Origin of the sequence: Streptomyces sp. NPDC053755, assembly GCF_040677675.1 — a bacterium.
Taxonomy (GTDB): Bacteria; Actinomycetota; Actinomycetes; order Streptomycetales; family Streptomycetaceae; genus Streptomyces.
Genome location: NZ_JBFASK010000010.1, coordinates 1 through 24,828, shown reverse-complemented (window position 1 = coordinate 24,828; position 24,828 = coordinate 1). Strand labels below are relative to the sequence as shown.

General features: G+C 72.6%; 23 protein-coding genes and 1 tRNA gene. 10 read left to right on the top strand and 14 right to left on the bottom strand.

The window, feature by feature from the left end; all coding sequences use genetic code 11:
* Nucleotides 1–48: 48 nt before the first annotated feature.
* The 7 genes from AB0K65_RS12685 to galU form a co-directional block, all read right to left on the bottom strand.
* Nucleotides 49–125: transfer RNA gene (locus AB0K65_RS12685), tRNA-Ala, on the bottom strand.
* Nucleotides 126–176: 51 nt separating this feature from the next.
* Nucleotides 177–1,235: a gephyrin-like molybdotransferase receptor GlpR gene (gene glpR, locus AB0K65_RS12680; RefSeq protein WP_365715814.1), complete on the bottom strand. Its 1,059-nt coding sequence runs from the start codon at nucleotides 1,233–1,235 to the stop codon at nucleotides 177–179.
* A gap of 153 nt (nucleotides 1,236–1,388) precedes the next feature.
* The gene (locus tag AB0K65_RS12675; protein WP_365715813.1) at nucleotides 1,389–2,021 is read right to left on the bottom strand and encodes a GNAT family protein; all 633 of its coding nucleotides are present in this window, start codon (nucleotides 2,019–2,021) and stop codon (nucleotides 1,389–1,391) included.
* The gene (locus AB0K65_RS12670) at nucleotides 2,018–2,527 is read right to left on the bottom strand and encodes a MogA/MoaB family molybdenum cofactor biosynthesis protein (RefSeq protein WP_365715955.1); all 510 of its coding nucleotides are present in this window, start codon (nucleotides 2,525–2,527) and stop codon (nucleotides 2,018–2,020) included. Before AB0K65_RS12670 ends, AB0K65_RS12675 begins: the two co-directional genes overlap by 4 nt.
* A gap of 185 nt (nucleotides 2,528–2,712) precedes the next feature.
* Nucleotides 2,713–3,204 (bottom strand): cyclic pyranopterin monophosphate synthase MoaC, encoded by a 492-nt coding sequence (moaC, locus tag AB0K65_RS12665; RefSeq protein WP_365715811.1) that lies wholly within the window; start codon nucleotides 3,202–3,204, stop codon nucleotides 2,713–2,715.
* A 57-nt stretch (nucleotides 3,205–3,261) separates the two neighbouring features.
* Nucleotides 3,262–4,647 carry a gephyrin-like molybdotransferase Glp gene (glp, locus tag AB0K65_RS12660; protein ID WP_365715810.1) on the bottom strand — a complete coding sequence of 462 codons (1,386 nt, stop codon included), beginning with the start codon at nucleotides 4,645–4,647 and terminating at the stop codon, nucleotides 3,262–3,264.
* 4 nt (nucleotides 4,648–4,651) lie between these two features.
* Nucleotides 4,652–5,554, bottom strand: coding sequence for a UTP--glucose-1-phosphate uridylyltransferase GalU (gene galU, locus AB0K65_RS12655; RefSeq protein WP_365715809.1), 903 nt, complete (start codon nucleotides 5,552–5,554; stop codon nucleotides 4,652–4,654).
* A 135-nt stretch (nucleotides 5,555–5,689) separates the two neighbouring features.
* Here galU and AB0K65_RS12650 point away from each other — a divergent pair, with 135 nt between their 5' ends.
* The gene (locus tag AB0K65_RS12650; protein ID WP_365715808.1) at nucleotides 5,690–6,271 is read left to right on the top strand and encodes a 5-formyltetrahydrofolate cyclo-ligase; all 582 of its coding nucleotides are present in this window, start codon (nucleotides 5,690–5,692) and stop codon (nucleotides 6,269–6,271) included.
* Between the two features lie 12 nt (nucleotides 6,272–6,283).
* Here AB0K65_RS12650 and AB0K65_RS12645 read toward each other — a convergent pair whose 3' ends face one another.
* Nucleotides 6,284–9,061, bottom strand: coding sequence for a penicillin acylase family protein (locus AB0K65_RS12645; protein WP_365715807.1), 2,778 nt, complete (start codon nucleotides 9,059–9,061; stop codon nucleotides 6,284–6,286).
* 313 nt (nucleotides 9,062–9,374) lie between these two features.
* Here AB0K65_RS12645 and AB0K65_RS12640 point away from each other — a divergent pair, with 313 nt between their 5' ends.
* The 6 genes from AB0K65_RS12640 to mscL all read left to right on the top strand — a co-directional run bounded on the left by AB0K65_RS12640 (nucleotide 9,375) and on the right by mscL (nucleotide 15,601).
* Complete coding sequence (locus tag AB0K65_RS12640; protein ID WP_365715806.1) at nucleotides 9,375–10,946, top strand: potassium/proton antiporter; 1,572 nt, start codon at nucleotides 9,375–9,377, stop codon at nucleotides 10,944–10,946.
* A gap of 459 nt (nucleotides 10,947–11,405) precedes the next feature.
* Nucleotides 11,406–12,632 carry an MFS transporter gene (locus AB0K65_RS12635; RefSeq protein WP_365715954.1) on the top strand — a complete coding sequence of 409 codons (1,227 nt, stop codon included), beginning with the start codon at nucleotides 11,406–11,408 and terminating at the stop codon, nucleotides 12,630–12,632.
* A 68-nt stretch (nucleotides 12,633–12,700) separates the two neighbouring features.
* Nucleotides 12,701–13,048 (top strand): FmdB family zinc ribbon protein, encoded by a 348-nt coding sequence (locus AB0K65_RS12630; protein WP_365715805.1) that lies wholly within the window; start codon nucleotides 12,701–12,703, stop codon nucleotides 13,046–13,048.
* A 120-nt stretch (nucleotides 13,049–13,168) separates the two neighbouring features.
* The gene (locus tag AB0K65_RS12625; RefSeq protein ID WP_365715804.1) at nucleotides 13,169–14,020 is read left to right on the top strand and encodes an S-methyl-5'-thioadenosine phosphorylase; all 852 of its coding nucleotides are present in this window, start codon (nucleotides 13,169–13,171) and stop codon (nucleotides 14,018–14,020) included.
* A gap of 348 nt (nucleotides 14,021–14,368) precedes the next feature.
* Nucleotides 14,369–14,917 carry a hypothetical protein gene (locus tag AB0K65_RS12620; RefSeq protein ID WP_365715803.1) on the top strand — a complete coding sequence of 183 codons (549 nt, stop codon included), beginning with the start codon at nucleotides 14,369–14,371 and terminating at the stop codon, nucleotides 14,915–14,917.
* A gap of 111 nt (nucleotides 14,918–15,028) precedes the next feature.
* The gene (gene mscL, locus AB0K65_RS12615; protein ID WP_365715802.1) at nucleotides 15,029–15,601 is read left to right on the top strand and encodes a large conductance mechanosensitive channel protein MscL; all 573 of its coding nucleotides are present in this window, start codon (nucleotides 15,029–15,031) and stop codon (nucleotides 15,599–15,601) included.
* Nucleotides 15,602–15,620: 19 nt separating this feature from the next.
* On the opposite strand, the gene AB0K65_RS12610 is transcribed toward mscL, so the two are convergent.
* The 6 genes from AB0K65_RS12610 to AB0K65_RS12585 are packed head-to-tail and all read right to left on the bottom strand — an operon-like array spanning nucleotide 15,621 to nucleotide 20,957.
* Entirely contained in the window at nucleotides 15,621–15,836 is a 216-nt protein-coding gene (locus AB0K65_RS12610) for a hypothetical protein (protein ID WP_365715801.1), read from the bottom strand.
* 42 nt (nucleotides 15,837–15,878) lie between these two features.
* Complete coding sequence (locus AB0K65_RS12605; RefSeq protein ID WP_365715953.1) at nucleotides 15,879–16,232, bottom strand: hypothetical protein; 354 nt, start codon at nucleotides 16,230–16,232, stop codon at nucleotides 15,879–15,881.
* A 47-nt stretch (nucleotides 16,233–16,279) separates the two neighbouring features.
* Complete coding sequence (locus AB0K65_RS12600) at nucleotides 16,280–16,936, bottom strand: Rieske (2Fe-2S) protein (RefSeq protein ID WP_365715800.1); 657 nt, start codon at nucleotides 16,934–16,936, stop codon at nucleotides 16,280–16,282.
* The gene (locus tag AB0K65_RS12595; RefSeq protein WP_365715799.1) at nucleotides 16,933–17,580 is read right to left on the bottom strand and encodes a 4Fe-4S dicluster domain-containing protein; all 648 of its coding nucleotides are present in this window, start codon (nucleotides 17,578–17,580) and stop codon (nucleotides 16,933–16,935) included. Before AB0K65_RS12595 ends, AB0K65_RS12600 begins: the two co-directional genes overlap by 4 nt.
* Nucleotides 17,581–17,589: 9 nt before the next feature.
* Nucleotides 17,590–19,905 carry a molybdopterin oxidoreductase family protein gene (locus AB0K65_RS12590; RefSeq protein WP_365715798.1) on the bottom strand — a complete coding sequence of 772 codons (2,316 nt, stop codon included), beginning with the start codon at nucleotides 19,903–19,905 and terminating at the stop codon, nucleotides 17,590–17,592.
* Nucleotides 19,902–20,957 (bottom strand): MFS transporter, encoded by a 1,056-nt coding sequence (locus AB0K65_RS12585; protein WP_365715952.1) that lies wholly within the window; start codon nucleotides 20,955–20,957, stop codon nucleotides 19,902–19,904. The genes AB0K65_RS12590 and AB0K65_RS12585 overlap by 4 nt, the downstream gene beginning before the upstream one ends.
* Nucleotides 20,958–21,426: 469 nt before the next feature.
* On the opposite strand from AB0K65_RS12585, the gene AB0K65_RS12580 reads away from it, so the two are divergent.
* From AB0K65_RS12580 to AB0K65_RS12570, 3 genes are all read left to right on the top strand, one after another.
* Entirely contained in the window at nucleotides 21,427–22,596 is a 1,170-nt protein-coding gene (locus AB0K65_RS12580; RefSeq protein WP_365715797.1) for a low temperature requirement protein A, read from the top strand.
* 170 nt (nucleotides 22,597–22,766) lie between these two features.
* The gene (locus AB0K65_RS12575) at nucleotides 22,767–23,834 is read left to right on the top strand and encodes a P1 family peptidase (protein WP_365715796.1); all 1,068 of its coding nucleotides are present in this window, start codon (nucleotides 22,767–22,769) and stop codon (nucleotides 23,832–23,834) included.
* Nucleotides 23,835–23,901: 67 nt separating this feature from the next.
* On the top strand, nucleotides 23,902–24,738 hold the full coding sequence (locus AB0K65_RS12570; protein ID WP_365715951.1) for a DUF6227 family protein: 837 nt from the start codon (nucleotides 23,902–23,904) through the stop codon (nucleotides 24,736–24,738).
* Nucleotides 24,739–24,828: the final 90 nt, after the last annotated feature.

Sequence of the window (24,828 nt, the reverse complement as noted above, 5' to 3'; positions counted from 1 at the left end):
AAAGGATCCCGTCCGATCGTCTCCGATCGGACGGGATCCTCTGTGCGCTGGTGGACCTGTGGGGATTTGAACCCCAGACCCCCTCGATGCGAACGAGGTGCGCTACCAGACTGCGCCACAGGCCCTTGCGACGTGTGAAACATTAGCATCCCGATCGGCGTACTCGGAAATCCGCCTCACTCGTTGGCCGCGCGCGGCCGGTCCTCGTCCGCGTACTGGTCGAAGAGCGGCGTGCGGCCGCCCTCGCGGTTCCGGGGCCCCGGCGCCGTGCGCTGGCGGGGGGCCGGGGGCGGCGGGGCGGACGACGTGGCCGGGGGCGGTTCCGCCGCCGCCGTGGAGGACCGGGCCGAGCTCCAGGTCTCCGGATCGGTGATGTCCACGCCGCCCGTGGCGCGCGGGGCGACCGGGGCGGTGACGTAGGTGGGGAGCGGCACCGGGACCGGGTCCCAGCTGTCGCCCCGGGCCGGGCCGCGCTCCCGCTGCTGGTCCACCCACTCCGCGTGGTCCGTCTGCTCGACGAGCGCGCGGCGGCCGGCCTCCTGCGGGGAGACCGCCGGGGCCGGTTCCGGTTCGGGCCGCGCCGTGTCGCCCTCCGGCTCCGCCGCCGGCTGCCGGCGCTGCGGCCGGCTCTCGCGCAGCCGCGCGGCCGCCGCCTCGGCGCGGCGCCGGTCCATCACGTAGACGAAACGCCGCCGCTCCTGCGTGCGCAGATGGACGATGTAGGCGCTCAGGAGCAGCGCGGGGGCGGCGGGCGCCCACAGGAACGCCAGGCCGCCGACCGCGGCGACGATCGCGCCGAGGGTGAAGGCGAGGAAGAGGACCACCGTGGTCCGCCGGCGCCGGGCGAGGACCTTGCCGCGCCGGGCGCGCTCGGCGGCCGCCTTCGACGGCCGGCGGGCCGCCTGGGCCGGGACCGGTTCGGGAAGCTCCAGGCGGGCTTCCGTCCTGGCCGCGGGCGCGGAGAAGGCCCGGACGTCGACCGAGCTGAGATGCTCGGTCGCCGCGTCCGGGTCCACGTCGGGTACCGCGTCGTCCGCCGTACGGTCCCGGTCCCTCAGCTCCTTGGCGTACCGGCGCTCCATGCCCGCCCGTCCGGACAGCAGCCGGATGGCGGTGCTGAAGCGTTCCGTCGGACGGGCTTCGTTGAGCTCGTCCTGCCGGCGGAGCCACATCGGCACCAGGTAGGCGGCCCAGGCCCCGACGATGACTGCGTAGATGAGGCCGCTGCTGCTCACGCCTCACACGGTAGAGGGGTTCACCCGAGGGCATCGGCCAATTGGCCCGGTGTGTCGCACGATCTGCCTGATATCACTGAACTTTTTTGTGATTGTTCGGATCGATTGACGCTCGATCAGTGGTCGACTGTCGATCGAATTCGAACACACTTTTTATTTATCCGGGTTCGCCGACTGCTGCTGCCGTGTCCGGTGCCAGCGGCGCAGCAGCCCTTCGGGGACTTCCTCGACGGTCAGCGCGAAGACGAGATGGTCCCGCCACGCCCCGTCGATGTGGAGGTACCGGGGGCGCAGCCCTTCCTCCCTGAATCCCAATTTCTCCACGACGCGCCGCGAAGGGCCGTTCTCAGGCCGAATGCAGACTTCCATCCGGTGCAGTCCGACCACCCGGAAGCAGTGGTCGACGGCGAGGGCGACCGCCGTCGGCATGACGCCGCGGCCCGCCACCGCGCTGTCCACCCAGTAACCGACGTGCCCGGAGCACATCGAGCCCCAGGTGATCCCGGCGACGGTGAGCTGCCCGACCAGCTGCCCGCGGTACTCGATCACGAAGGGCAGCATGCGTCCCGCGTTGGCCTCGGCGCGCAGGTGACGGACCATCTGCCGGTACGTGGGGCGCTGCGCGACCGGGCCGCCGGGCCCCACCGGGGGGACGGTCGCCTCCCAGGGGCGCAGCCAGTCGCGGTTGCGCCGGTTCACCTCGCGCCATTCCCGCTGGTCGCGCAGCTTTATCGGGCGGAGGACCACGTCGCCGTCCGCCAGGACCACGGGCCAGGGCGAGATCACGACGCCCGGCCCGGATCCGACCCCGGTCTCGGGTGGTCGCCGCCCCGGAGCTGGTCGACGGCGTGGACGAGGAGCGGTTCGAGGACGGCGAGGCCGTCGCGCACCCCGCCCGTCGAACCGGGCAGGTTCACGATCACCGTGCCGCCCGCGACTCCCGCGAGGCCGCGCGAGAGGGCGGCGGTCGGCACCTTCTCCCGCCCGTACGCGCGGATCGCCTCCGGGATGCCGGGGATCTCGTGGTCGAGGATCCGGCGGGTGACCTCGGGGGTCGCGTCGGTGGGCGAGACGCCCGTGCCGCCGGTGGTGAGGATGACGTCGTAGCCCGCCTCGACCCCGGCCCGCAGCGCCGCTCCGACGGGCTCGCCGTCCGGGACGACCTGCGGTCCGTCGACGGCGAAGCCCATCCGCCGCAGGCCCTCGGCGAGCAGCGGCCCGCCCTTGTCCTCGTACACGCCGGCGGCGGCCCGGTTGGAGGCCGTCACGACCAGCGCGGAGTACGGGGCCAAGAGGGCGCCGCCCGACTCGAAGGCGTCGAGCGCCGGCGTCGAGCCGGCGTGCTCGCCGGCCGCGTCGGCGTGGCCCGCGCGCTCCCCGTCCGAGGGCCCGTGGGCCTCGGACACCCGCCCCGCCCGCACGTGCGGCACGGCGGCCGGCCGGAGCGCCGGGCCGCCGGGGGCGTCCGTCCCGGCCGTCATGCTCCCTGCTCCGTCCGGGTCCACGTCCCCGACTTGCCGCCCGTCTTCTCCTCCACCCGTACGTCGGAGATGACCGCGCCCTTGTCGACCGCCTTGATCATGTCGACGACCGTCAGAGCGGCCACCGAGACCGCCGTCAGCGCCTCCATCTCGACGCCCGTGCGGTCCGTGGTCTTCACGGTCGCCAGGATCTCGACCGCGTCGTCCGCGACCGTCAGGTCCAGCGTCACGCCCGAGACGGCGAGGGGGTGGCAGAGCGGGATGAGGTCCGGGGTCTTCTTGGCGCCCATGATCCCCGCGATGCGGGCGGTGGCGAGGGCGTCCCCCTTGGGGACCCCCTCGCCCCGCAGCAGTTCGATCACGCGCGGCGAGACGAGGACGCGGCCACTGGCGCGCGCGGTCCGTGCCGTCACGTCCTTCGCGGAGACGTCGACCATGCGGGCCGCACCCGCCTCGTCGATGTGGGTGAGTCCTTGCTGCGTGCTCATGGCTGTGACGCTCCCGGTCGCTGTGTGGAACGACACGCTACCGCCAGAGTGCCCCCGTCAGCCGAGCAGGACCACTTCCAGCTCGCTGCCCGGCTCCACCGATTCCCGCTCCTCCGGTACGACGAGCAGGGCGTCGGCGTGCGCGAGCGCGGCGACCAGGTGGGAGCCGGCGCCGCCCACCGGGGTGACGGTGCCGGACTCGGCGTCGTACGTCCCGCGGAGGAACTGGCGGCGGCCCGACGGCGAGGCCAGCGCCCGGTCCGCCTTGAGGACGGCACGCACCCGCGGACGGTGCAGATCGCCGAGGCCCATCAGCGCCCGGATCGCCGGCCGGACGAACAGCTCGAAGGAGACGTACGAGGAGACGGGGTTCCCCGGAAGGGCGAGCAGCGGGGTGTGCTCGGGGCCGATCGTGCCGAAGCCCTGGGGCTTGCCCGGCTGCATGGCCAGCTTGCGGAAGTCGACCTCGCCGTCGGCCGTCAGCGCCTCCTTGACGACGTCGTACGCGCCGACGCTCACCCCGCCCGTGGTGACCAGGAGGTCGGCCCGGATCAGCTGGTCCTCGATCGCGGCCCGGAGCGTGTCCGCGTCGTCCGTGACGGCGCCGACGCGGTAGGCGATGGCCCCGGCGTCGCGGGCGGCCGCGGCGAGCGCGAAGCTGTTGGAGTCGTAGATCTGGCCCTCGCCCAACTCCTCGCCCGGCTGCACCAGTTCGCTACCGGTGGAGATCACGACCACACGCGGGCGAGGGCGCACCCGCACGGTGCCGCGGCCGATGGCGGCCAGCAGTCCGATCTGCGGGGGCCCGAGGACCGTGCCGGCCTCCAGGGCCAGGTCCCCGGCCTGCACGTCGCTGCCCCGCGCGCGCACGTGCGCCCGCGCCTCGGCGGCGCGGTGCACGCGGACCTCGCCGCCCGCCCCCTCCGGCGCGGCGCTGGCGGCGCGCATGCCGCTCGCCGCTCCCCCGCCCGTGCCGCCGTCGGTCCACTCGACCGGGACGACGGCCTCGGCGCCGGGCGGCAGCGGGGCGCCGGTCATGATCCGCGCGGCCTGTCCGGGGCCGACGACGGGCAGGCCGCCGGCGCCGGCGGCGACGTCGCCGATCACGGTCAGTACGGCGGGGAACTCCTCGGTGGCCCCGGCGACGTCGGCGACCCGGACCGCGTACCCGTCCATGGAGCTATTGTCGAACGGGGGCAGCGCGACCGGCACCGTGACGTCCTCGACGAGGACGCAGCCCTGGGCGTCGGGCAGTTGCAGCTCGATGGGTTCGAGCGGGGAGACCGCCGCGAGGATGTCGGCCAGGTGCGCGTCCACGGACCAGAGGCCGTGCGACGGTCCGTCGCACGGGTCGCCGGCCGGACCGTGGGAGGGACCGTGGGACGGGCCGCGCGAGGGGCCGTCGGACGGATCGCCGGGCGCCGGTGCCGTACTGCTGCTCAAGGTGCTACATCTCCTCGCTGACATAACTGCGGAGCCAGGTCCGGAAGTCCGGTCCCAGGTCTTCACGTTCGCACGCGAGTCTGACAATGGCACGCAGATAGTCACCACGGTCACCGGTGTCATAACGGCGCCCCTTGAACACCACCCCGTGCACCGGCCCGCCGATCCGCTCGTCCTGCGCCAGCTTCTGCAACGCGTCCGTCAGCTGGATCTCGCCGCCACGGCCCGGCTCGGTCTCCCGCAGTATCCCGAAGACCGCCGGATCCAGCACGTAGCGCCCGATCACCGCGTAGTTGCTCGGCGCCTCACCCGGATCCGGCTTCTCCACCAGATCCCGCACCTTCACCACGTCCGCGTCGACCGTCGCCTCCACCGCCGCGCACCCGTACAGCCCGATCTGCGACGGCTCGACCTCCATCAGCGCCACCACGCTGCCGCCCTCACGCTCCCGCACCTCCACCATCCGCGACAGCAGCGCGTCGCGCGGATCGATCAGGTCGTCCCCCAGGAGCACCGCGAACGGCTGCTCCCCCACATGCGGGGCCGCGCACAGCACGGCGTGCCCCAGGCCCCGCGGGTCCCCCTGCCGCACGTAGTGCATCGTCGCCAGGTCGTTCGACTCACGGACTTTGGAGAGCCGCTCCTCGTCCCCCTTGCGGGTCAGCGCCTCCTCCAGCTCGTAATTCCGGTCGAAGTGGTCCTCCAGCGGCCGCTTGTTGCGACCGGTGATCATCAGCACGTCCCCGAGACCGGCCTTCACGGCCTCCTCGACCACGTACTGGATCGCCGGCTTGTCCACGACCGGCAGCATCTCCTTCGGCGTCGCCTTCGTGGCCGGAAGGAACCGGGTACCGAGACCCGCGGCGGGGATGACAGCCTTGCTGATCCTGGGGAGCGACTGAGTCATGCCGAGCACCATAGCCGTTCGGTATGAGAGGAAGATGGGACTCCCATCGCTCCCATCGAGTTCCTGTGCATAGGACCCGGTACGAGAGGTTCGTGAGAGCGCGTGCAGCCGCGAGAGTCCACAGCGAAGGCCGAGATGTCCGAGAAGATCGATCTGCGCCGCCGGTTGCTCGACGCCCGCGCGCTGCTTGACGGTCCCGCTGTCGGGGCCGCCGCCCAGCGGCTCGCCCGTGGCGCCCTCGAACTCCCCGCGATGGCGGGGGCGTCGACCGTGGCCGCCTATGTGTCCGTGGGCCGCGAGCCGGGCACGCGCGCCTTGCTCGACGTCCTGCGGGCCCGGGGGGTGCGGGTCATGCTGCCGGTCCTGCTGCCCGACAACGACCTGGACTGGGCCGTGTACGAGGGTCCGGACGGTCTGGCGAAGGCCGGCCGGGGGCTGCTGGAGCCGACGGGGCCGCGGCTCGGCCCGGAGGCCGTGTGCGCGGCCGACGTGGTGCTGCTGCCGGGGCTCGCGGTCGACGAGCGCGGGATGCGGCTCGGCCGGGGCGGCGGCTCGTACGACCGGGTCCTCGCCCGCCTCGCGCGGGCGGGGGCGGACCCGGCGCTCGTGGTGCTCCTCTACGCGAACGAGGTGGTCGCCCGGGTCCCGGAGGAACCGCACGACCACCCCGTGCACGCGGTGGTGACCCCGGAGGGGGCCCGGCGCTTCACGCCGTAGCCCCCGGGTCCGTCAGGGCCTGAGGACCAGCGTGTCCTCGGTCGAGGCCTCGACCGCCGCCTTGCCGTAGGACCAGTCGAGCAGCTCGCCCTTCGCCCACTTGTCGGTCTGGTCGGCGTAGTTGGAGTGGTAGGCGTGCCCCGAGGCGCCGGTCAGGTTGATCCAGCGGGACCTGTCCCAGTCGCCGACGTTGACGACCATCCGCATCGACGGCACCCAGACGACCTCGTAGCCGCCGGCCGCGTTCCAGCCGGTCGCGTTGACGGCCGCCTCGCCGCCGCCCAGGTTCCACGGTCCGCGGTTGAGCATCGCCTGGACGAAGCCGGGACCGGCGGTGCCGAGGGTCTGGTTCTTCAGCGTCAGCTGGTGCAGCCGGCCCCAGCTCCAGGTGGAGACGTCCTTGCCGAGCTTGGCGGTCAGCTCCCAGCGGGCGTCCTCCATGGCGCGGGCGAGCAGCTGGTCACGGTTCTCGGTGGCCTGGTCCGTGCGGTTGGCCTCGGTCTTCCACCAGTCGTTGTCCACGTCCTTCAGGAGCGGGCGGACCACCTCGTACCAGCGGTCGCCGCCGTCCGGCTGCGCCGATTCGGCGTCGCGCTGGCCGCACTCCCGCACCAGCCTGTTCTGCTCGTCGACCGGTCCGGTGGAGTCGGCCGGGCGGACGTTGATGCAGTCGCCCTCGGCCCGCAGCTCCTTGGGCAGCTTGTCGCCGAAGGCGAGCTTGAGGACGTTGCGCCAGACCGCGTTGAAGTACGCGGCGGCGGCCGAGTCCGGCTCCTGGGTGTAGTCCCAGCCCTCCAGGAGCTTCTGCGCCTCGCGGACGTACGGGTCCGAGATGTCGATCTTCAGCAGCAGCGGGTTGAGCAGGGTCGCGATCTCGCTGCGGTTGTCGATCTGCATGGTCCGCATGTCGTCCGGCGAGATCTTTCCGCCGTCCTTGATCTTCGACTCGATGAGGTCGTTGATCCGCTGGCTCCGCGAGCCGTAGCCCCAGTCCCGGGTCAGCAGGTGGGGGTAGGAGCCGTCGACGACGGCCTGGTTGGCGGTGACGATGTAGCCGCGGTCGGGGTTCTCCTCGTAGGGCAGCTCCTCGTAGGGGATGTAGCCCTTCCACTTGTAGGCGGAGTCCCAGCCGGGCGCCGGAAGCGTGCCGTCGCCCTTGGCACGCTCGGGGATCCTGCCGGGCGCCTGGTAGCCGATGGTGCCCTCGGTGTCGGCGTAGATCAGGTTCTGGGACGGGACCTCGAACTTCTTCGCGGCGGCGCGGAACTGCTTGAAGTCCTTGGCGCGGTTGAGTTCGAAGACGGCGTCCATGGAGGTCCCGGGCTGCAGGGCGGTCCACTGCAGGGAGACGGCGTAGCCGCTGCCGCGGTCGGGTGCGGCGTTGCCGACGGGGGCCTTCTGGCCGACCCTCTCCAGCTCCGAGGAGCGGTCGGAGACGAGGGGGCCGTGTTCGGTGGCGCGGACCGTGATCAGCCGGCTGCCGCCGCCCGCGATCCTGATCGTCTCCTCGCGGGTGGTGAACGGCTTGGTGCGTCCGTCGACGAGGTACCCCTCGCCGCTGACCTTCTCCAGGTACAGGTCGGTGACGTCGGCGCCGAGGTTGGTGAAGCCCCAGGCGATGGAGTCGTTGTGGCCGATGATCACGCCCGGCAGACCGGAGAAGGTGTATCCGGCGACGTCGTAGCGGCAGGTCGCGGAGACCGACCGGCAGTGCAGGCCCATCTGGTACCAGAGGGAGGGCATCTGCGGCGCGAGGTGCGGGTCGTTGGCGAGCAGCGGCTTGCCGGAGGTCGTGTACCGGCCGGAGACGACCCAGGAGTTCGAGCCGATGCCGTTGCCGTTCGGGCCGAGCAGGGCGGGGATGCCGTCGAGGGACTCGGACAGCTCGCCGAGCTGCGACCGCATGCCCTGGAGGGCGTCGTCGGCCGACCCCTCGGCGGAGCCGCCGGTGGAGCCGTTGAGGGAGGTGCCCGAGCCGCCGGTACCGCTGCCGTCGCCCGAGCCGCCGTCCGCGTCGGCGCCCGGCTCGAACTCGCCCTTGTCCTCGTCGACCGCGCCCTTGTCGACGATCGGCTGGTGGAGCTCGTAGGGGTACTGCGGGTACAGCTGCTTGATCTGCGCCGGGCTCAGCCGGCTCGTCATCAGCGAGCGGTCGATCTCGTCCTGCATGTTGCCGCGCAGGTCCCAGGCCATCGCCTTGAGCCAGGCCACCGAGTCGACCGGCGTCCAGGGCTCGATCGCGTAGTCGTGGGAGAAGGCGAGCGCCGCGTACTCGACGGAGACGTCGGACGGGTCGCGGTCCTTGAGGTAGGCGTTGACGCCTTCCGCGTAGGCCTGGAGGTTCTTCTTCGTCTCCGGCGACAGGACCTTGTCGTACTCCTGCTGCGCGACCCGGTGCCAGCCGAGGGTGCGCAGGAAGGCGTCGGTGTCGACCTGGCCCTTGCCGAACATCTCGGAGAGCCGGCCCGACGTCATGTGGCGCCGGACGTCCATCTCGTAGAAGCGGTCCTGGGCCTGGACGAAGCCCTGGGCGCGGAAGAGGTCGGCCTCGGTGTCGGCGTAGATCTGCGGGACGCCGTACGCGTCACGCTTGACCTCCACCTGGCCGGAGAGCGCGTCGAGCCGGATCGTGCCCGTCGTCTGCGGGAACGAGCCCCGGACGGTGCTGACGCCCCAGTACCCGCCGTACCCGATGCCCGCGACCAGCGCGAGGACCAGGACGAGCACGATCAGGCGGGCGCGTCGCCCCTTCTTCTTCTTCGCGGGGGGCGCGGTCGTGTTGGAGGGCATCGCTGTCCTTCGAGGGGCAGGGTGGTCCTGGAGTACGGGAGCAACCTTAGGCGCAGGGGCGCGGCGGCCCGGACGCGGTGTCCGTGAGAGCGGCCTGCGGAGGCCCATCGCCGCTCGTGACGACGCCGCCGAGGGCCCCTCCCTTACCGGACTGGCGATCGAGAGGACATCAGGAAGGCGTCAAGGAAACGTTAAAGATTAGGTAAGGTAACGAAGTGTCGGCTGCTGGAGGAACGATCCGGCTGCATGTGAGGGGAAGGATCGGCCACTGACTGTCCACCAGCTCAATGAACTCCTGCTCATCTGCTCGCTCGTGCTGCTCATCGCTGTGGCGGCGGTGCGGATCTCGTCCCGGAGCGGGCTGCCCAGCCTGCTGCTGTACCTCGGGATCGGGGTCGCCATCGGGCAGGACGGCATCGGCAACGTCGCCTTCGACAACGCCGAACTCACCCAGGTGATCGGCTATGCCGCCCTGGTCGTGATCCTGGCCGAGGGCGGCCTGGGCACGAAGTGGAAGGAGATCAAACCCGCGCTGCCCGCGGCCGTCGTGCTGTCGACCGTCGGCGTCGCGGTGAGCGTGGGCATCACGGCCGCCGCCGCGCACTACCTGGTCGGCCTGGAATGGCGGCAGGCGATGATCATCGGCGCCGTCGTCTCCTCGACGGACGCCGCGGCCGTCTTCTCCGTCCTGCGCAAGGTGCCGCTGCCCTCCCGGGTCACCGGCGTCCTGGAGGCCGAGTCCGGCTTCAACGACGCCCCCGTCGTCATCCTCGTCGTCGCCTTCTCGACCGTCGGGCCGGTCGACAGCTGGTACGTCCTGGTCGGCGAGATCGCCCTGGAGCTGGCCATCGGCGCGGCCATCGGCCTGGCCGTCGGCTTCCTCGGCTCCTTCGGACTGCGGCACGTGGCCCTGCCCGCCTCCGGTCTCTACCCGATCGCCGTCATGGCCATCGCGGTCGTGGCGTACGCGGCCGGCGCGATGGCCCACGGCTCCGGCTTCCTCGCCGTCTATCTGGCCTCGATGGTGCTCGGCAACGCCAAGCTGCCGCACGCGCCGGCCAACCGCGGCTTCGCCGAAGGGCTGGGCTGGATCGCCCAGATCGGCATGTTCGTCCTGCTCGGCCTGCTCGTGACCCCCTCCCAGCTGGTCGACGACTTCTGGCCCGCCGTGATCATCGGTCTGGTGCTGACGGTGGTGGCCCGGCCCATGGAGGTCCTGCTCAGCCTGCTGCCGTTCCGCATCCCCTGGCAGGAGCAGGCCCTGATGTCCTGGGCCGGCCTGCGCGGAGCCGTCCCGATCATCCTGGCCACGATCCCGATGGTCTCCGGGATCGAGGGCAGCGAGCGGGTCTTCAACATCGTCTTCGTCCTCGTCGTGGTCTACACCCTGGTGCAGGGGCCGACCCTGCCCTGGCTGGCGCGGGCGCTGAAGCTCGGCGCCTCGGCGGAGGCCGCCGACCTGGGGGTCGAGTCGGCCCCGCTGGAGCGCCTGCGCGGCCACCTGCTGTCGGTCGCGATCCCGACGGGCTCGAAGATGCACGGCGTGGAGGTGGCGGAGCTGCGCCTGCCCGCCGGAGCCGCGGTCACCCTCGTCGTACGGGACGACAAGAGCTTCGTCCCGGGCCCGGCGACGGTCCTGCGGCGCGGGGACGAACTTCTCGTCGTCGCCACCGACCCGGTCCGGGACGCCGCCGAGCGACGGCTGCGGGCCGTGGGCCAGGGCGGCAAGCTGGCCGGATGGCTGGGCACGGGCGGATCCACGGCGGTCAGCGCCCACCGGCGGCTCGGCCCGGGGGCGCGGCTCGGCCACGGCGTGGGAGAGGGCCACGGCGGCCACGGTGAGGAACGCCCCCATCGGCCCATCCGCAAACGAACGTCCGGTTAATCACAGGCACCAATTGCGGGGAGTAGGCGTTTTCCCAGGCGGGAAGACGCCTCTCCCTGTACCATGAAGGCACACTTAGATCGAACCAACTCTGCCTGACGCAGAGCTGGCGCGACCGTATGGCGGTCGAGACATCCCCTCGCAGTGGGACTCGGCATCTACCGCAGTTCCGCGCATGAGGACAGCTCTCGGCGACACCCGCACCACCGTGCACGGGGCGCGCTACCAGGCGGCAGAAAGGCAAGGACCGTGGTGTCCACGGTCACTTCTGACACGCTTGAGACGTCGGTGACGTCCACGCCGTCCGAGAACCACCCGGGCGGGACCGGCACGGCGGCCGATGCGGGCGACACCCGCCGGGCCGGACGGGCCGACCGGGCCGCGAAGCGCTCCCGGGTCGCGACGACCGGCGAGGCCGGGGAGGGCCGCGAGGCCGGCAAGCGAGCCGGCTACGGACAGCTGCTGCGCACCCCGGGCGCCCTCTCCTTCCTGCTGCCCGGCTTCGCCGCCCGGCAGCCGTTCGCGATGCTGACGATCGGCATCGTCCTGCTCGTCCAGCACACCACCGGCTCGTACGGCAGCGCCGGCGCGGTCGCCGCCGTCACCGGCGTCTCGATGGCCCTGTTCGCCCCGCAGAGCGGCAAGCTCGCCGACCGCTTCGGCCAGCGTGCCGTGCTGCTCCCCGGCGTGCTGATCCACGCCGCCTCCGTCGTCACCCTGACCGTGCTCGCCCTCGCCGGCGCTCCCCTGTGGGCGCTGTTCCTGGCCGCCGTGCCGGCCGGTGCCTCCGTGCCGCAGGTCGGCCCGATGGTCCGCGCCCGGTGGGCGGCGAAGCTGGAGGGCTCGCCCCTGATGCCGACGGCCGCCGCCTTCGAGTCGGTCACCGACGAGTTCACGTTCGTCGTCGGCCCGGTCCTTGCGACCGCGCTCTGCACCGGTGTGCACCCCGCCGCCGGCCTGATCGCCGAAGCCTCGCTGACGCTCTTCGGCGGCCTGTTCTTCGCCGCCCAGCGCCGCACCCAGCCCGTCCACGGCCTGGCCGCCGCGGCCGCCGCCGGCCCGCGCGTCTCGGCGCTCTCGATCCCCGGCGTCCGGGTCCTGGCCGTCGCCTTCCTGGGCATCGGCTCGGTCTTCGGCGGCATGCAGGTCTCCCTGACCGCGTTCTCCGAGGAGATCGGCAACCCCGGCGCCAACGGCCTGCTGTACGGCGTCTTCGCCGCCGGCAACATGCTCGCGGGCATCGCGTGCGGCGCCGTCGCCTGGAAGATCGGCCCGCGCAAGCGCCTGATCCTGGGCTACGCCGGACTGACCCTGGCGGCCTCGCTGCTCTGGTCCGTCCACTCCGTGGCGCTGCTCGCCGCCCTCGGCCTCGTGGTCGGCCTGTGCATCGCCCCGGCCCTGATCACCGGCTACACCATCGTCGAGACCCTGGTGCCGGCCACCGCCCGCACCGAGGCGTTCACCTGGCTCACCGGCGCGGTCGCGCTCGGCCAGGCCGCCGCCGTCACCGTCGCCGGGCGCCTGGCCGACGAGTACGGAGCCAGCACCGGCTTCCTGGTGCCGCTGGTCGGCACCGCCCTCGCGCTGGCCACCCTGCTCGCGCTCCGCTCGCGGCTGGCACCCCGGGCGTCGGCGCGACTCGCCGCACGTGGTATCGGTCACCGAGTGCCGGTGACGGTGGACTGATCCCGCGGAATACGTCACTATGGATCGTCGTTAGCACTCGATGAGTGTGAGTGCCAGGAGGAAGACAAGTGCCGACCTACCAGTACCAGTGCACCGAGTGCGGCGAGGGCCTCGAGGCGGTGCAGAAGTTCACCGATGACGCGCTGACCGAATGCCCGAGCTGCAAGGGACGCCTGAAGAAGGTGTTCTCGGCGGTCGGCATCGTGTTCAAGGGCTCCGGGTTCTACCGCAACGACAGCCGCGGCTCGTCGTCCAGCAGCTCGCCGGCGTCGAAGCCCGCCCCTGCCTCCTCCGGTTCGTCGTCCTCGGACGCCAAGCCGGCCGCGTCGTCGAGCGCGAGCTCCAGCACGTCGAGCGCGTCGAGCTCTGCGGGTTCCTCGAACTCCTCCGGCAGCAGCTCCAGCTCGGCCGCCTGACCGGGTCCTCACGACCCCACGGTCCTCACGGAAGCCCCATCGCCGAGTGCGGTGGGGCTTCCCCCGTCGCTCGGCGGATTCCGCCGTGGCGGACCCGACGCCCCCTTTAGTGTGATCGTCATGGCGACCAAGGCGTACGCGGACATCGGCGTGATCGGCGGATCGGGCTTCTACTCCTTCCTTGAGGACGTGACGGAGGTGTCCGTGGACACCCCGTACGGGAGCCCCAGCGACCTCCTCTTCCTCGGCGAGGCCGCCGGGCGGCGGGTCGCGTTCCTGCCCCGGCACGGCCGCGGCCACACCGTGCCGCCGCACCGCATCAACTACCGCGCCAACCTGTGGGCCCTGCGCTCCGTGGGCGTGCGCCAGGTGCTCGGGCCGTGCGCGGTGGGCGGTCTGCGGGAGGAGTACGGGCCCGGCACCCTCGTCGTACCGGACCAGCTGGTCGACCGGACGCGGACGAGGGCGCAGACGTACTTCGACGGGGAGCCGCTGCCGGACGCCTGGGGCGGCGCCGTACCGAACGTCGTGCACACGACCTTCGCCGACCCCTACTGCCCCGACGGGCGGCGGGTGGCCCTGAAGGCCGCCCGCGGGCGGGGCTGGGAGGCCGTGGACGGCGGCACGATGGTCGTGGTCGAGGGACCCAGGTTCTCGACCCGGGCGGAATCGCGCCACCACGCGGCGGCGGGCTGGTCCGTCGTCGGCATGACGGGGCACCCGGAGGCGGTCCTCGCCCGGGAACTGGGCCTCTGCTACACCTCACTCGCACTGGTCACGGACCTGGACGCGGGCGCGGAGACGGGCGAGGGCGTCTCCCACACCGAGGTGCTGCGCGTCTTCGGCGAGAACGTCGCACGGCTCCGGGACGTGCTCTTCGACGCGGTGGGCGCACTGCCGGACACGGCGGAACGGGACTGCCTGTGCACCCACGCGCACGACGGATGGGACCTGGGGATACCGCTGCCCTGAGCCGCCGGGCTGCCCGGGGACCGCGAGGCCGGCCTGAACCGGTGGAGGCCGCCTTGGGCCGCGCCGGGGGGGGCGCCGTGGGCCTCCGGGCCGCTCGGGGGCCGGGGGGGCATGGGCCGGGGGGCCATGGGGCCGGCGGGTCACCCCGAGGGGTGAGCGGGTTGTCCACAGGGATCGGGCGATCCACAGGCGTCAGCGGCGGGCGGGCGAAGCCGGGAGGGTGGGAGCGGTTCTCCGGACGGTCCGGGGAACGGCTTGCGACCGGTGGTGTGCGCCATGACGGGTTCTTCTCTCCCCTCCGTCCCCTCCCTTCCTTCCTCCTCCTCTCCTCCCTCCCTTGCTTCCTCCGTGCCCTCCCCTCCTGCGCCCTTCTCCGCCGCTTCGCTGCCCGCCCACTCCTTCTCGCCCGTTCCCGAGACGTGCGAGGTACCGCGCTTCGAGCCGCTGCGGCCCCGCGGCGGCCCCCAGCGGCTGCGGCGGGCACTGCGGCTCAGGCACCGCACCCCGGCCGCGGTCCTCGCGCTGACCGCGGCGGCGCTGGCGGTGGCGGGAGCCGGGGAGGTGTCGGCCGACCCGCCGCCCCGGGAGACGCGCGAACGACGACACCCGCCCGCGGTGCGGCTGGTGTCCGCTCCGGTGCGGATCGCGGACGCGGCGGCCGTGCGCCTGCTGCGCCCCGGTGACCGGGTCGACGTGATCGCCGCGCCCGACTCCCCCACGGGCGGCGGCGGGCGGCCGCGGGTGGTCGCCGCGGGCGCCCGGGTGGCCGAGGTGCCGCCCGCCGACGAGACGCGTCCGGACGGTGGGGCGCTGGTCGTCCTGTCCGTGCCACGGCCGACGGCGACCGCGCTGGCCGGTGCGGCGATCACCTCACCCCTGGCGGTGACCTGGTGCTGAATCGTACTGACAGACTGTCAAGTAACCGGTGCGTGTGTACGGATTGGACGCCCTCCCGCCGATCACGGCGTAATGGGTGCACCAATTGGACGTGCGACGAAAGGTATCCGGGTGACTCCGAAGAAGGAGAGCGTGCTGGCGGGCTTCAAGGCCTTCCTCATGCGCGGGAACGTGATCGACCTGGCGGTGGCGGTCGTCATCGGTGCCGCCTTCACCAACATCGTGAACTCGGTGGTGAAGGGCGTCATCAACCCGCTGGTCGGCGCCTTCGGCACCAAGGATCTGGAGAGCTACAAGTCCTGCCTCAAGGCTCCGTGCAGGGTGGTCGACGGGGAGATGCAGGGCATCGAGATCCAGTGGGGTCTGGTCCTCAGCGCGGTCCTGAGCTTCCTGATCACCGCGGCCGTCGTCTACTTCCTGATGGTCCTGCCGATGGCGAAGATCCTGGCCAGGCGGGCCGCGCACGACAAGGCGAAGGAAGGCGTCCAGGAGACGTTGGAGATCACCGAGCTGGAGGTCCTGAAGGAGATCCGGGACGCGCTCGTGGCCCAGCGCGGTCCGGGTTCCGCGCCCGGCTCCGACGCCGGTCCGGGTGCCGGCGCAGGCCCCGGCTTCGGCTCTGGAGGCGGTTCCGGCTCCGGGGGCGGAGCGGGCACCGGCACGGGGACGCACCCCACCCCCTGACCGACGGCTCGCGCCGGTCTCAGAGGTGGTGCGGCGGCTTCTCGTCGAGGAAGCGCGCGAGATCGGCGGCGCTGTCACCACCGCCGGGAGGCCGCTCGCCCCACCCGCGGTCCGTATCGTCCGCGGACTGCTGGTCCAGCGGATCGTCGAAGACCAGGGCCGGCGCCGGTCGCGTACGAGGATCGTCGTCGGACTGCTTCGCTGCTCGCGGGCCGTGGGCGGGGGCGGTACTCATGGAACCAGGGTACGCCGGGGATCCGGCCGCGTACCCGGGTGATCAGCGGTCCTTCGGGTCGAGCGCCCACAGTCCCAGTACGACCAGGAAGGACAGGACCAGGAAGCCCGCGCCCCACCACGCGGTGCCGGTGTCGCCGGACATCCACTCGTCCACCACGATCGTCAGCCCCCAGAGCTGGCCGACGACCACGGACAGGGCCAGCACCAGGCGCGCCGTGAGCTTGGAGGAGCGCTCCGGCTCCTGTTCGGTACCGGCGCCCGGGCCCGGTCCGGTGTGCCGGATCCGCGGGTCGCCGTAGCCGCTGGTGGGCCGGATCTGGGGATAGCGCTCGTGGACCGGACGGTTCAGTCGCGGCTTGCCGCTGCCCGGGGTGTAGGCCGGCCCGGACGGCACGTCGGCCGCGCCGGGACCGCCCGGGTCCTGGGGGAACGGGGTGTCGCTCACGTCCGTGCCGTCCTCTCCGGTGCGCCGCCGGCCGAGGCTCCCGGGCAGCCGAAGCGCTCGGCGAGGTCCGGCCGGTCCTTGACCAGACCGCGGCAGAGCCCTTCCTCGACGCTCTCGCCGGACCGGGTGGTGCCCACCGCCCAGACGCTGCCGTCCGTCTCCTCCACGAGGATCACCTTCGGCAGTGCCCGGGGCGGCGGTCCCGCGGTCACCTCTCCCGTACGGGCGTCGAAGACTCCTTCGTGGCACGGGCAGTACAGCTCGCCCTCGCCGCCCCGGTCCTTGCGCCACAGCACGGCGCACGCGAGGTGGGTGCAGACGGCCGAGTAGCCCGCGAGGGTGCCGTCCTCCAGGCGGATCGCGACCGCCCGGTCCTCCTGTTCGGGGTAGCGGAAGGCGATGGCCTCGCCTGGTGGCAGCCGGTCGGCGACCTTCTTCGGCTCGGGTGTGCCGTCGCTGTCGCCGTGGCGGTGCAGGATGCCGGAGGCGACGCCGACGCCACCGACGGCCAGGCCGCCGGAGACCGTGGCGACGATCCGCAGGTAGTCGCGGCGGGTGGTGAGGGCGTCGGCCGCGATGCGGTCGTGGAGCGCCTCCTGGGCGGCGTCGGTGGCCCCGGGGCCCTCGGCGGAGGGCGGTGTGGTGACGCTCATCGGACGTCCATCCGTTGCGAGCCGCCGTCCCCGCCCGGGTTCGTTCCGCCCACGTCCACTCCGTTGATCTCGACGACGGGAAGCCCTCCGGGGACCGGCCACCGCACCTTGTCGGCGGGGACGACCATCGCCACGCCGGTGGTGACGGTGGTGGTGCCGAAGGTGAAGGAGTCGGCGACCTGGACGCCGGGGCGCTCCGCCTGGAGCTCCTCCAGGGTTCCGTAGAAGAGGGCGCCGGTGGGGCAGACGGTGGCGCACATCGGGGCCAGGCCGTAGGCGGTGCGGTCGTAGCAGAGGTTGCACTTCATCTGGAGCTTCGCCTGGAGGTCGATCTTCGGGACCCCGAAGGGGCAGGCGTTGACGCAGTTGGCGCAGCCGATGCAGCGCGTGGTGTCGGCCTGCTGCACCACGCCGTCGGCGGTGACCAGGATCGCGTCGGCGGGGCACACCTCGGCGCACGGGGCGACGGGGTCCTCGCAGTGCATGCAGACGGTGGGGAGGGAGGCGACGGAGTGGCCCTCGTCGGGGTAGTCGAGATGGATCATCGACTTGCCGCGGTGAGAGTCGCATTCACGGCAGGCGGAGACACACGCCTGGCAGCCGATGCAGCGCCCCGGGTCGATGAAGATCGTGCGGCCCATCATGAGCGTCCGTCAGCTCCTCTCCGAGGTGCCACGGCCCTGAGGGGACGTGGGGGGCAGGGGGTCGGTGCGGGAGACCTGGGTCTCCGGGTAGGCGAGGTGCCCGGGGGCGGTGGGCGGCGCGGGGACCTCGTCGATCCGGGCGGCCGCCTCGATCCGGGCGGCGCAGACCTTGTACTCGGGGATCTTGGAGCGGGGGTCGAGGGCGTCGATGGTGAGCGCGTTGGCCGCGGTGGGGACGGGCCAGTGGTAGGGCACGAAGACGGTGTCCGGGCGGATCGCCTCGGTGACGAGGGCGGGGAAGACCTCGCTGCCCCGGCGGGTGACCACGCGGACGGGATCGCCGGAGCGGAAGCCGTGGGAGGGGTGGACCTCGACCCAGGGGCGGGGGGTCTGTTCGACGAGGGCGCCCAGACGGCGGGTCTGGTTGCCGGAGAGGAAGTGGGCGACGGTGCGGCCGGTCGTGAGCGAGAGGGGGTATTCCTCGCTGTACGGGTCCATGGGCGGGTGCCACTCGACGACCTGGAGGTGGACCTTCCCGTCCGGGTGGTAGGTCCTCCCGTCCTCGAAGAGGCGTGGGGTGCCCGGGTGGTCGGTGGTGGGGCAGGGCCAGGCGATGCCGCCGGTCTCCTCCAGGCGTTCGTAGGTGATGCCGTAGTAGTCGTTGACCGTGCCGGCGGAGGCGACGCGCAGCTCCTCGAAGACGGAGCGGGAGTCGGGGAAGGCGAACTTGTCGCCGGCTTCGAGGCGTCTGGCGAGTTCGCAGATGACCCAGGTGTCGGTGCGGACCCCGGCGGGAGGCTCCTGGGCCTTGTTGTGCTTGACGACCCGGGCCTCGGCGTTGGCCATGACCCCTTCGTCCTCCGCCCACACGGTGACGGGGAAGACGACGTGGGCGTTGGCGGCGGTCTCGGAGAGGAAGAAGTCGAACTGGGCGTGGAACTCGGTGGCGTCGTAGCCCTGTTTCACGGTCGCGTAGTTCGGGAGGGAGACGAAGGGGTTGTTGCAGATGCCGATCAGGCCGCGGATCTCCCGGCGCCGCATCTGCCAGACCATCTCCATCATGGAGGTGCCGGCGGCCGGGAGTTCGGACTCCTCGATCCCCCAGATCTCGCAGATCTGGCGGCGGTGCTCGGGGTTCGTGATCGAGCGGCCACCGGGGAGGAGGTCGGACTTCTGGCCGTGTTCGCGGCCGCCCTGTCCGTTGCCCTGGCCGGTGATGGTGCCGTAGCCGGCCCCCGGCTTGCCGATGTTGCCGGTGGCGGCGCAGAGGTTGATGACCGTGAGGCAGTTCTCGACGCCCTGGGAGTGGTGCTCGACGCCGCGGGCGTGCCAGGCCATGGCGCGGCCGGCGCCGGCGAACATCCGGGCGGCCCGCTCGATCTGCTCCCGCGGGACTCCGCAGATTTCGGCGGACCGGGACGGCGGGTAGTCGGCGACGGTCTCCTTGACCTCCTCCCAGCCGGTGGTGTGGGCGGCGAGGTAGGCCTCGTCCGCCAGGCCCTCCTGGACGATGACGTGGAGGACCGCGTTGAAGAAGGCGGAGTCGGTGCCCGGCTTGAGGGCGACGTGGAGGTCGGCGGTGCGGGCGATCGCCGTCTCCCGGGGGTCGACGACGATCAGGGTGGCACCCCGGTCGCGGGCGCCCCACAGGTACTGCGTCATCACGGGGAAGCATTCGCCGACGTTGGAGCCGGCGATGAGGAGGCAGTCGGTGAGGAGGATGTCGGAGAAGGGGTTGCCGGCCCGGTCGATGCCGAAGGCGAGCTTGTTGGCTCCGGCGGCGGAGACCATGCACAGGCGTCCGTTGTAGTCGACGTGCCTCGTCTTCAGGGCGACACGGGCGAACTTGCCGACGAGATACGTCTTCTCGGAGAAGAGGCTGGCCCCGCCGAGGAGGCCGAAGGCGTCGTTGCCGTACTCGGTCTGGATGCGGCGGATCTCGGCGACGGTGAAGTCGAGCGCCTCCTCCCAGCTCGCCTCGCGGAACGGCTCGTCCCGGTCGCGGCGCATGAGGGGGGCGGTGAGCCGGTCGGGGTGGTTGACCTGCTGGTAGGCGTTGATGCCCTTGGGGCACAGCCGCATCCGGTTGATGTCGTGGTTGCGGGGCTCGACGCCGAAGACCTTGCCCGCGTGGTCGACGCGCAGGTACATCCCGCACTGGACGCCGCAGAAGCAGCAGTGGGTGGGGACGAGCGTCTCGCCGCCCTGGTCGGCGCGCCAGCGGTCCGCGGGGATGCCCCCGGCATCGCGGAAGGCGCGGGTGCCGGGCGGGGCGATGGCGGGGTCGAGCGGAGGGCGCCGGCCGCCCGCGTGCTGCTGCGTCACTTGTAACCCTTCTTGACGTGGGTGAGGTAGGCGTTGCCGCGCAGGACGCGTTTGCAGCGGGGGCAGTACTCGGCCCATGCGTCGAAGCCGAGGTCGAGGTCGCGCATGGTGCCCCGGAGGTTCTCGACGTACGGGGCGGTGTCGATGGGTTCCTCACAGCGACGGCAGGCGAGGACCGCTTCGTCCTCGCCGCGGGAGGTGTACTTGAACAGCTGCATGCCGACGGCGGCGGGCCGCTGGACGATGTGGAAGAACTTGCCGAACGGGATGTAGATGAGGGTGAAGACCACCGAGACCATGTGCAGGATCGCGAGGAACTCGTATCCGCCGCCGTGCAGGAAGATCGACGAGAAGGTCAGGAGGAGCCCGGTCACCGAGATGACGATCAGGGCGATCAGCGGGACCAGGTCGTAGGCGAAGCGCTGGCCGGTGATCGCGCCGCGGTCCTTCATCCGGCGCCACAGGAAGTACGAGGCGCCGGGGATGACGAGGACGGCGGCGATGTCCAGGCCGTGGAACATCAGCCAGCCGACGATGTTCAGGGAGTCGAAGCCGAGGATCTTGAAGCCCCAGATCCGCATCTCGTAGCCCGGCCCCGTGCCGCTGCCCGAGGTGAACGTGAACCAGCCCCAGGTCAGAGGGAAGGTGATCAGGGCGGCCAGCACGCACCCCCAGAAGATCAGTTGGTGGGCGGCCCAGCGGGCGTGCGAGCGGGCGCCGAGGAACTTCTGGAAGCCGAGGTAGGTGGCGGTCATCTTCGGCAGGGCGGTGGGTGCCCGGCGGAAGTTGGCGGCCGAGAAGAAGGAGCGCCACCCCTGCGCGAACAGCCGGCGGGCGCCGGGCGCGGAGACCCAGACCGTGTACCGGTAGGCGACGCCGAAGGCGAGGAAGACGGTGGCGACCGCGTACGGCAGGAGCGCCGAGTCGAAGTCCCGCAGGAACCGGCTGCCGAGGACGATCGCGACGACCAGCAGGGCGGAGACGGCGGCACCCGCGAGCGAGGCCCGGCGGCGCACTGCGGAGGGGGTCTGGACGACGGGCGCGGGGGCCATCGGTGGCTCGGTCACCCGGTCACGGTAGGGCGATATGAACACCTTGAGCCCGTTTTGAGGGGCGGGTGGGTGAGCGTGTCGCTCGGATGGCGTTCCCGCCGCCGGAGCCGCGGACCGCACGGATCAGCGCGCTCCGCTCCGGGCTCCGCGAAGGGGTGACGTGAGGCGGGATGGGCCCCGGCGCGCGGGCGCGCGAAGCCCCGCCACGCCGGGGCCGCCCTCGGAGGCATCCGGGCCGAACCGGCGGGCCAGGCCCCGCGCCCCCACGGCCGCCGGACGTGCCCGCGCCGTACCGGTGCCGCCCTCGGAGGCGTCCGGGCCGAACCGGCGGGCCAGGCCCCGCGCCCCCACGGCCGCCGGACGTGCCAGCGCCGCCGGGCCGGGCCCGCTCACCCGCCCACGGGTGAAACCCGGGGCGGCCGTGGGCGCCGCACCGTCTCGCGCCCCCCGCTCTGGTGTGCTGGAGCGCATGACGCAACCGCTCCTGCCCCTCACCGCGCGCTCGCGCGACGAGGCGCACCGTGCCGCCACCCCGCTCGAGCTGTTCTTCGACCTCTGCTTCGTCGTCGCGGTCGCCCAGGCAGGCGCCGAACTCGTGCACGCCGTCGCCGAGCACCACGCCGCCGACGGCGTCGCCCACTACGCGATGGTCTTCTTCGCGATCTGGTGGGCCTGGATGAACTTCACCTGGTTCGCCTCCGCGTACGACAACGACGACGTCCTCTACCGCGTCGCCACCCTCGTCCAGATCGCCGGCGTCCTGATCCTCGCCGCCGGCGTCTCCCGCGTCTTCGAGGACGACTTCCTCGTCACCGTGCTCGGCTACGCGGTCATGCGGCTCGCGCTCTCCTTCCAGTGGCTGCGCGCCGCCCATCACGCGACCGACTCCGCCGAGCGCACGATGTGCCGCCGGTACGCGGGCGGGGTGGTCCTCTGCCAGATCGGCTGGACCGCTCTCCTCTGGGCCCCCGAGCCCGCCCGCCCGTGGATCTTCCTCGTCATGGTCGTCGCCGAACTGGCGGTCCCCGCCTACGCGGAGAAGGACACCCACACCCACTGGCACGCGCATCACATCGCCGAGCGCTACGGCCTGTTCACGATCATCGTGCTGGGCGAGACGATCGCGGCGGCGACGGTCGCGGTCAAGGCGGGGATCAGCGAGTACGACGCCCTCGGTGAGCTGCTGCCCATCGCCGCGGGCGGCCTGCTGATCGTCTACGCGGCCTGGTGGATCTACTTCGCCGCCCCCGCCCACGTCCGCCTCGTCTCCAACCGGCGGGGCTTCCTCTGGGGGTACGGCCACTACCTCATCTTCGCCTCCGCCGCCGCGATCGGCGCCGGCATCGAGATCGCCGTCGAGCAGGCCGTGGGCAAGGCCCACATCTCGACACTCGCAGCCTCCTCCGCGGTGACCCTCCCCACCGCGCTCTTCCTGCTCTGCGTGTGGCTGCTCCACGCGCGCTACTTCAAGGTCGGCATCGCCCAGCAGCTCGTCCTGCCCGTCTCGGCCCTCGCGATCCTGATGTGCACGTTCGCCGGCGACTGGGCGGTCCTGGCGGCCGGGGTGGTCGCGGCGGCGACGGTCGCGGTCGGCGTGACGCTGACCGCGCGCGATCCGGCCGCGCACAAGAACGCCTAGGGAGCCCTCGGGGAAGTATCGGCGTCCGTCCGCAGGGCGGGGCGTCGCGGCCCAGGCGGGGCGTCACGGAGCCGGCCTGGGAGTGCCCGGAACGTGGGGGTGTCGTGCCGACGCCCGGGTGCCCCGAAACACCGTGGCCCGTCAGGGGACTCCGTGGTACCCAAGGGCTCATGACGAAGCACGACGCACTCACGGACGTGGCAGGGCTTCGCGTCGGCCACGCGCGCGTGGCCGGGCCGAACGCGCTCAGCGGCACCACCGTCGTCCTCGCCCCCGCGGGCGGGGCCGTGGCGGCCGTCGACGTACGGGGCGGCGGCCCCGGCACGCGGGAGACCGACGCGCTGGATCCGCGCAACGTCGTCCAGCGGATCGAGGCCGTGGTCCTGACCGGCGGCAGCGCGTACGGGCTGGAGTCGGCGGCCGGGGTGATGGCCTGGCTGGAGGAGCGGGGACGCGGGGTCCGGGTGGGACCCGACCCCGCGCACGTGGTCCCGGTCGTACCGGCCGCCTGCGTCTTCGACCTGGGCCGGGGCGGCGACTTCACCGCCCGCCCGGACGCCGCCACGGGGCGGGCGGCGGTGGAGGCCGCGGCGGCGACCGGTCTCCGGGCGCGCGTGGAGACCGGCGCGGTCGGCGCGGGCACCGGGGCCGTCGTCGGCGGGCTCAAGGGCGGGGTCGGCACGGCGAGCACGGTCCTCGCGTCGGGGATCACGGTCGCCGCCCTCGTCGTCGTCAACGCGGTCGGCTCGGCGGTCGATCCGGAGACCGGCGTGCTGTACGGGCGCTATCTCCAGGGCCGCCCGGAGTACCCGGAGCCGGCCGTCCACGAGGCGGCGCGCCGGCGCCTCGCCGAGGCGGCCGCCGCCTCCCCCGCCCCACCCCTGAACACGACGCTGGCGGTCGTCGCCACCGACGCCGTCCTCACCCGCGCCCAGGCGCAGAAGCTCGCGGGCACGGCGCACGACGGCATCGCGCGCGCCATCCGTCCCGTGCACCTCCTCAACGACGGCGACACCGTCTTCGCCCTCGCCACCGGCGGTCGGGAGCTGCCCGCCGAAGCCGGACCGCTCGCCCTGAACGACGTGCTGGCGGCGGGCGCGGACACGGTGACCCGGGCGATCGTGCGGGCGGTGGAGGAGACGGCCGAGGGCGTGTCCGGGCCGGGTGGCGACTTTCCGGCCTACCGCGAGCTGTACGGAGCCGCTGTCGCCGACTCCCGTGACACGCAAGGAAGTTGAAACACCGACGGTGGGGCGCGCGGAAACTCGCCATACGCCCCCGCCGTTTTCCCGAACGCCGGACACGATGTCGGACCCAGGGACTACGTTAAGCAAGCACCAAGTGACATGCGGCGACGGCCTGGAGACCCTCTTGAACGATCCGCGGGATCCACACGATCCGTACGAGACGACCGAGACGCACGTGGAGCGCCTTCTCGGACGGGCGCTCAACTCCTTCGATCTGCCCGACACGACCGTCGAGCGCCTGGAGACGGCGCTCGCCCACTCCAGCGCGCTGCATTCCTCGCACCACAGCGCGTCGCTGCACCGCACCACCCACCGCCACACCTACCTGCTCGCCGACGGCACGGCCCTGACGTTGTGGGAGCTGGTCCACAACGCCGGCCGGGACGGGGCCGAGCACCACGAGGTGTACGCCGAGGAGGTCGAGGCGCGGCTGGCGGCGTCCCGGCTGCCGGCCGCGCTGGACCCGGGCTGGGGCGCTGCGGACGGGCTCGACATCGGCCTCGACGACGACCTGGAGACGCTGGGCATGTTCCTCGCCCGTCCCATACCGGCCCAGCCCCGGATGTACGCCCCGGACAACTCCGCGGACCACGCGCGCCGGGTCCTGCGCCGCGCGGAGAACGCGGACCGGCCGGGCGAGGAGACGGCACGGCGGCTCCGGGTGGCCTTCGCGCACCACATCACCCAGGCGTTCGGGCGCCAGTGCGCGGTGGAGAGCGTCCGGGGTCCCGGGTTCACGCTCTACGAGCACGCGTTCCTGCTGCTGGACGGCGGCGAGCTGAGCCTGTGGGAGGTCGAGCACACGGCGACCCCCGACGGCCGCCACATGTGCGAGGTGTACGAGAGCGAGCAGGCGGCCCGCGAGGCGATGGAACACCGCGCGAGGGTCCGCTAGGGCGCCCGGCCGCGGCCGTGACCGGGTCCGCCCCGGCTGGAGGGTGAAGCCGCCCGCGACGATCAGCAGGGACAGCACCCCCGCGACCAG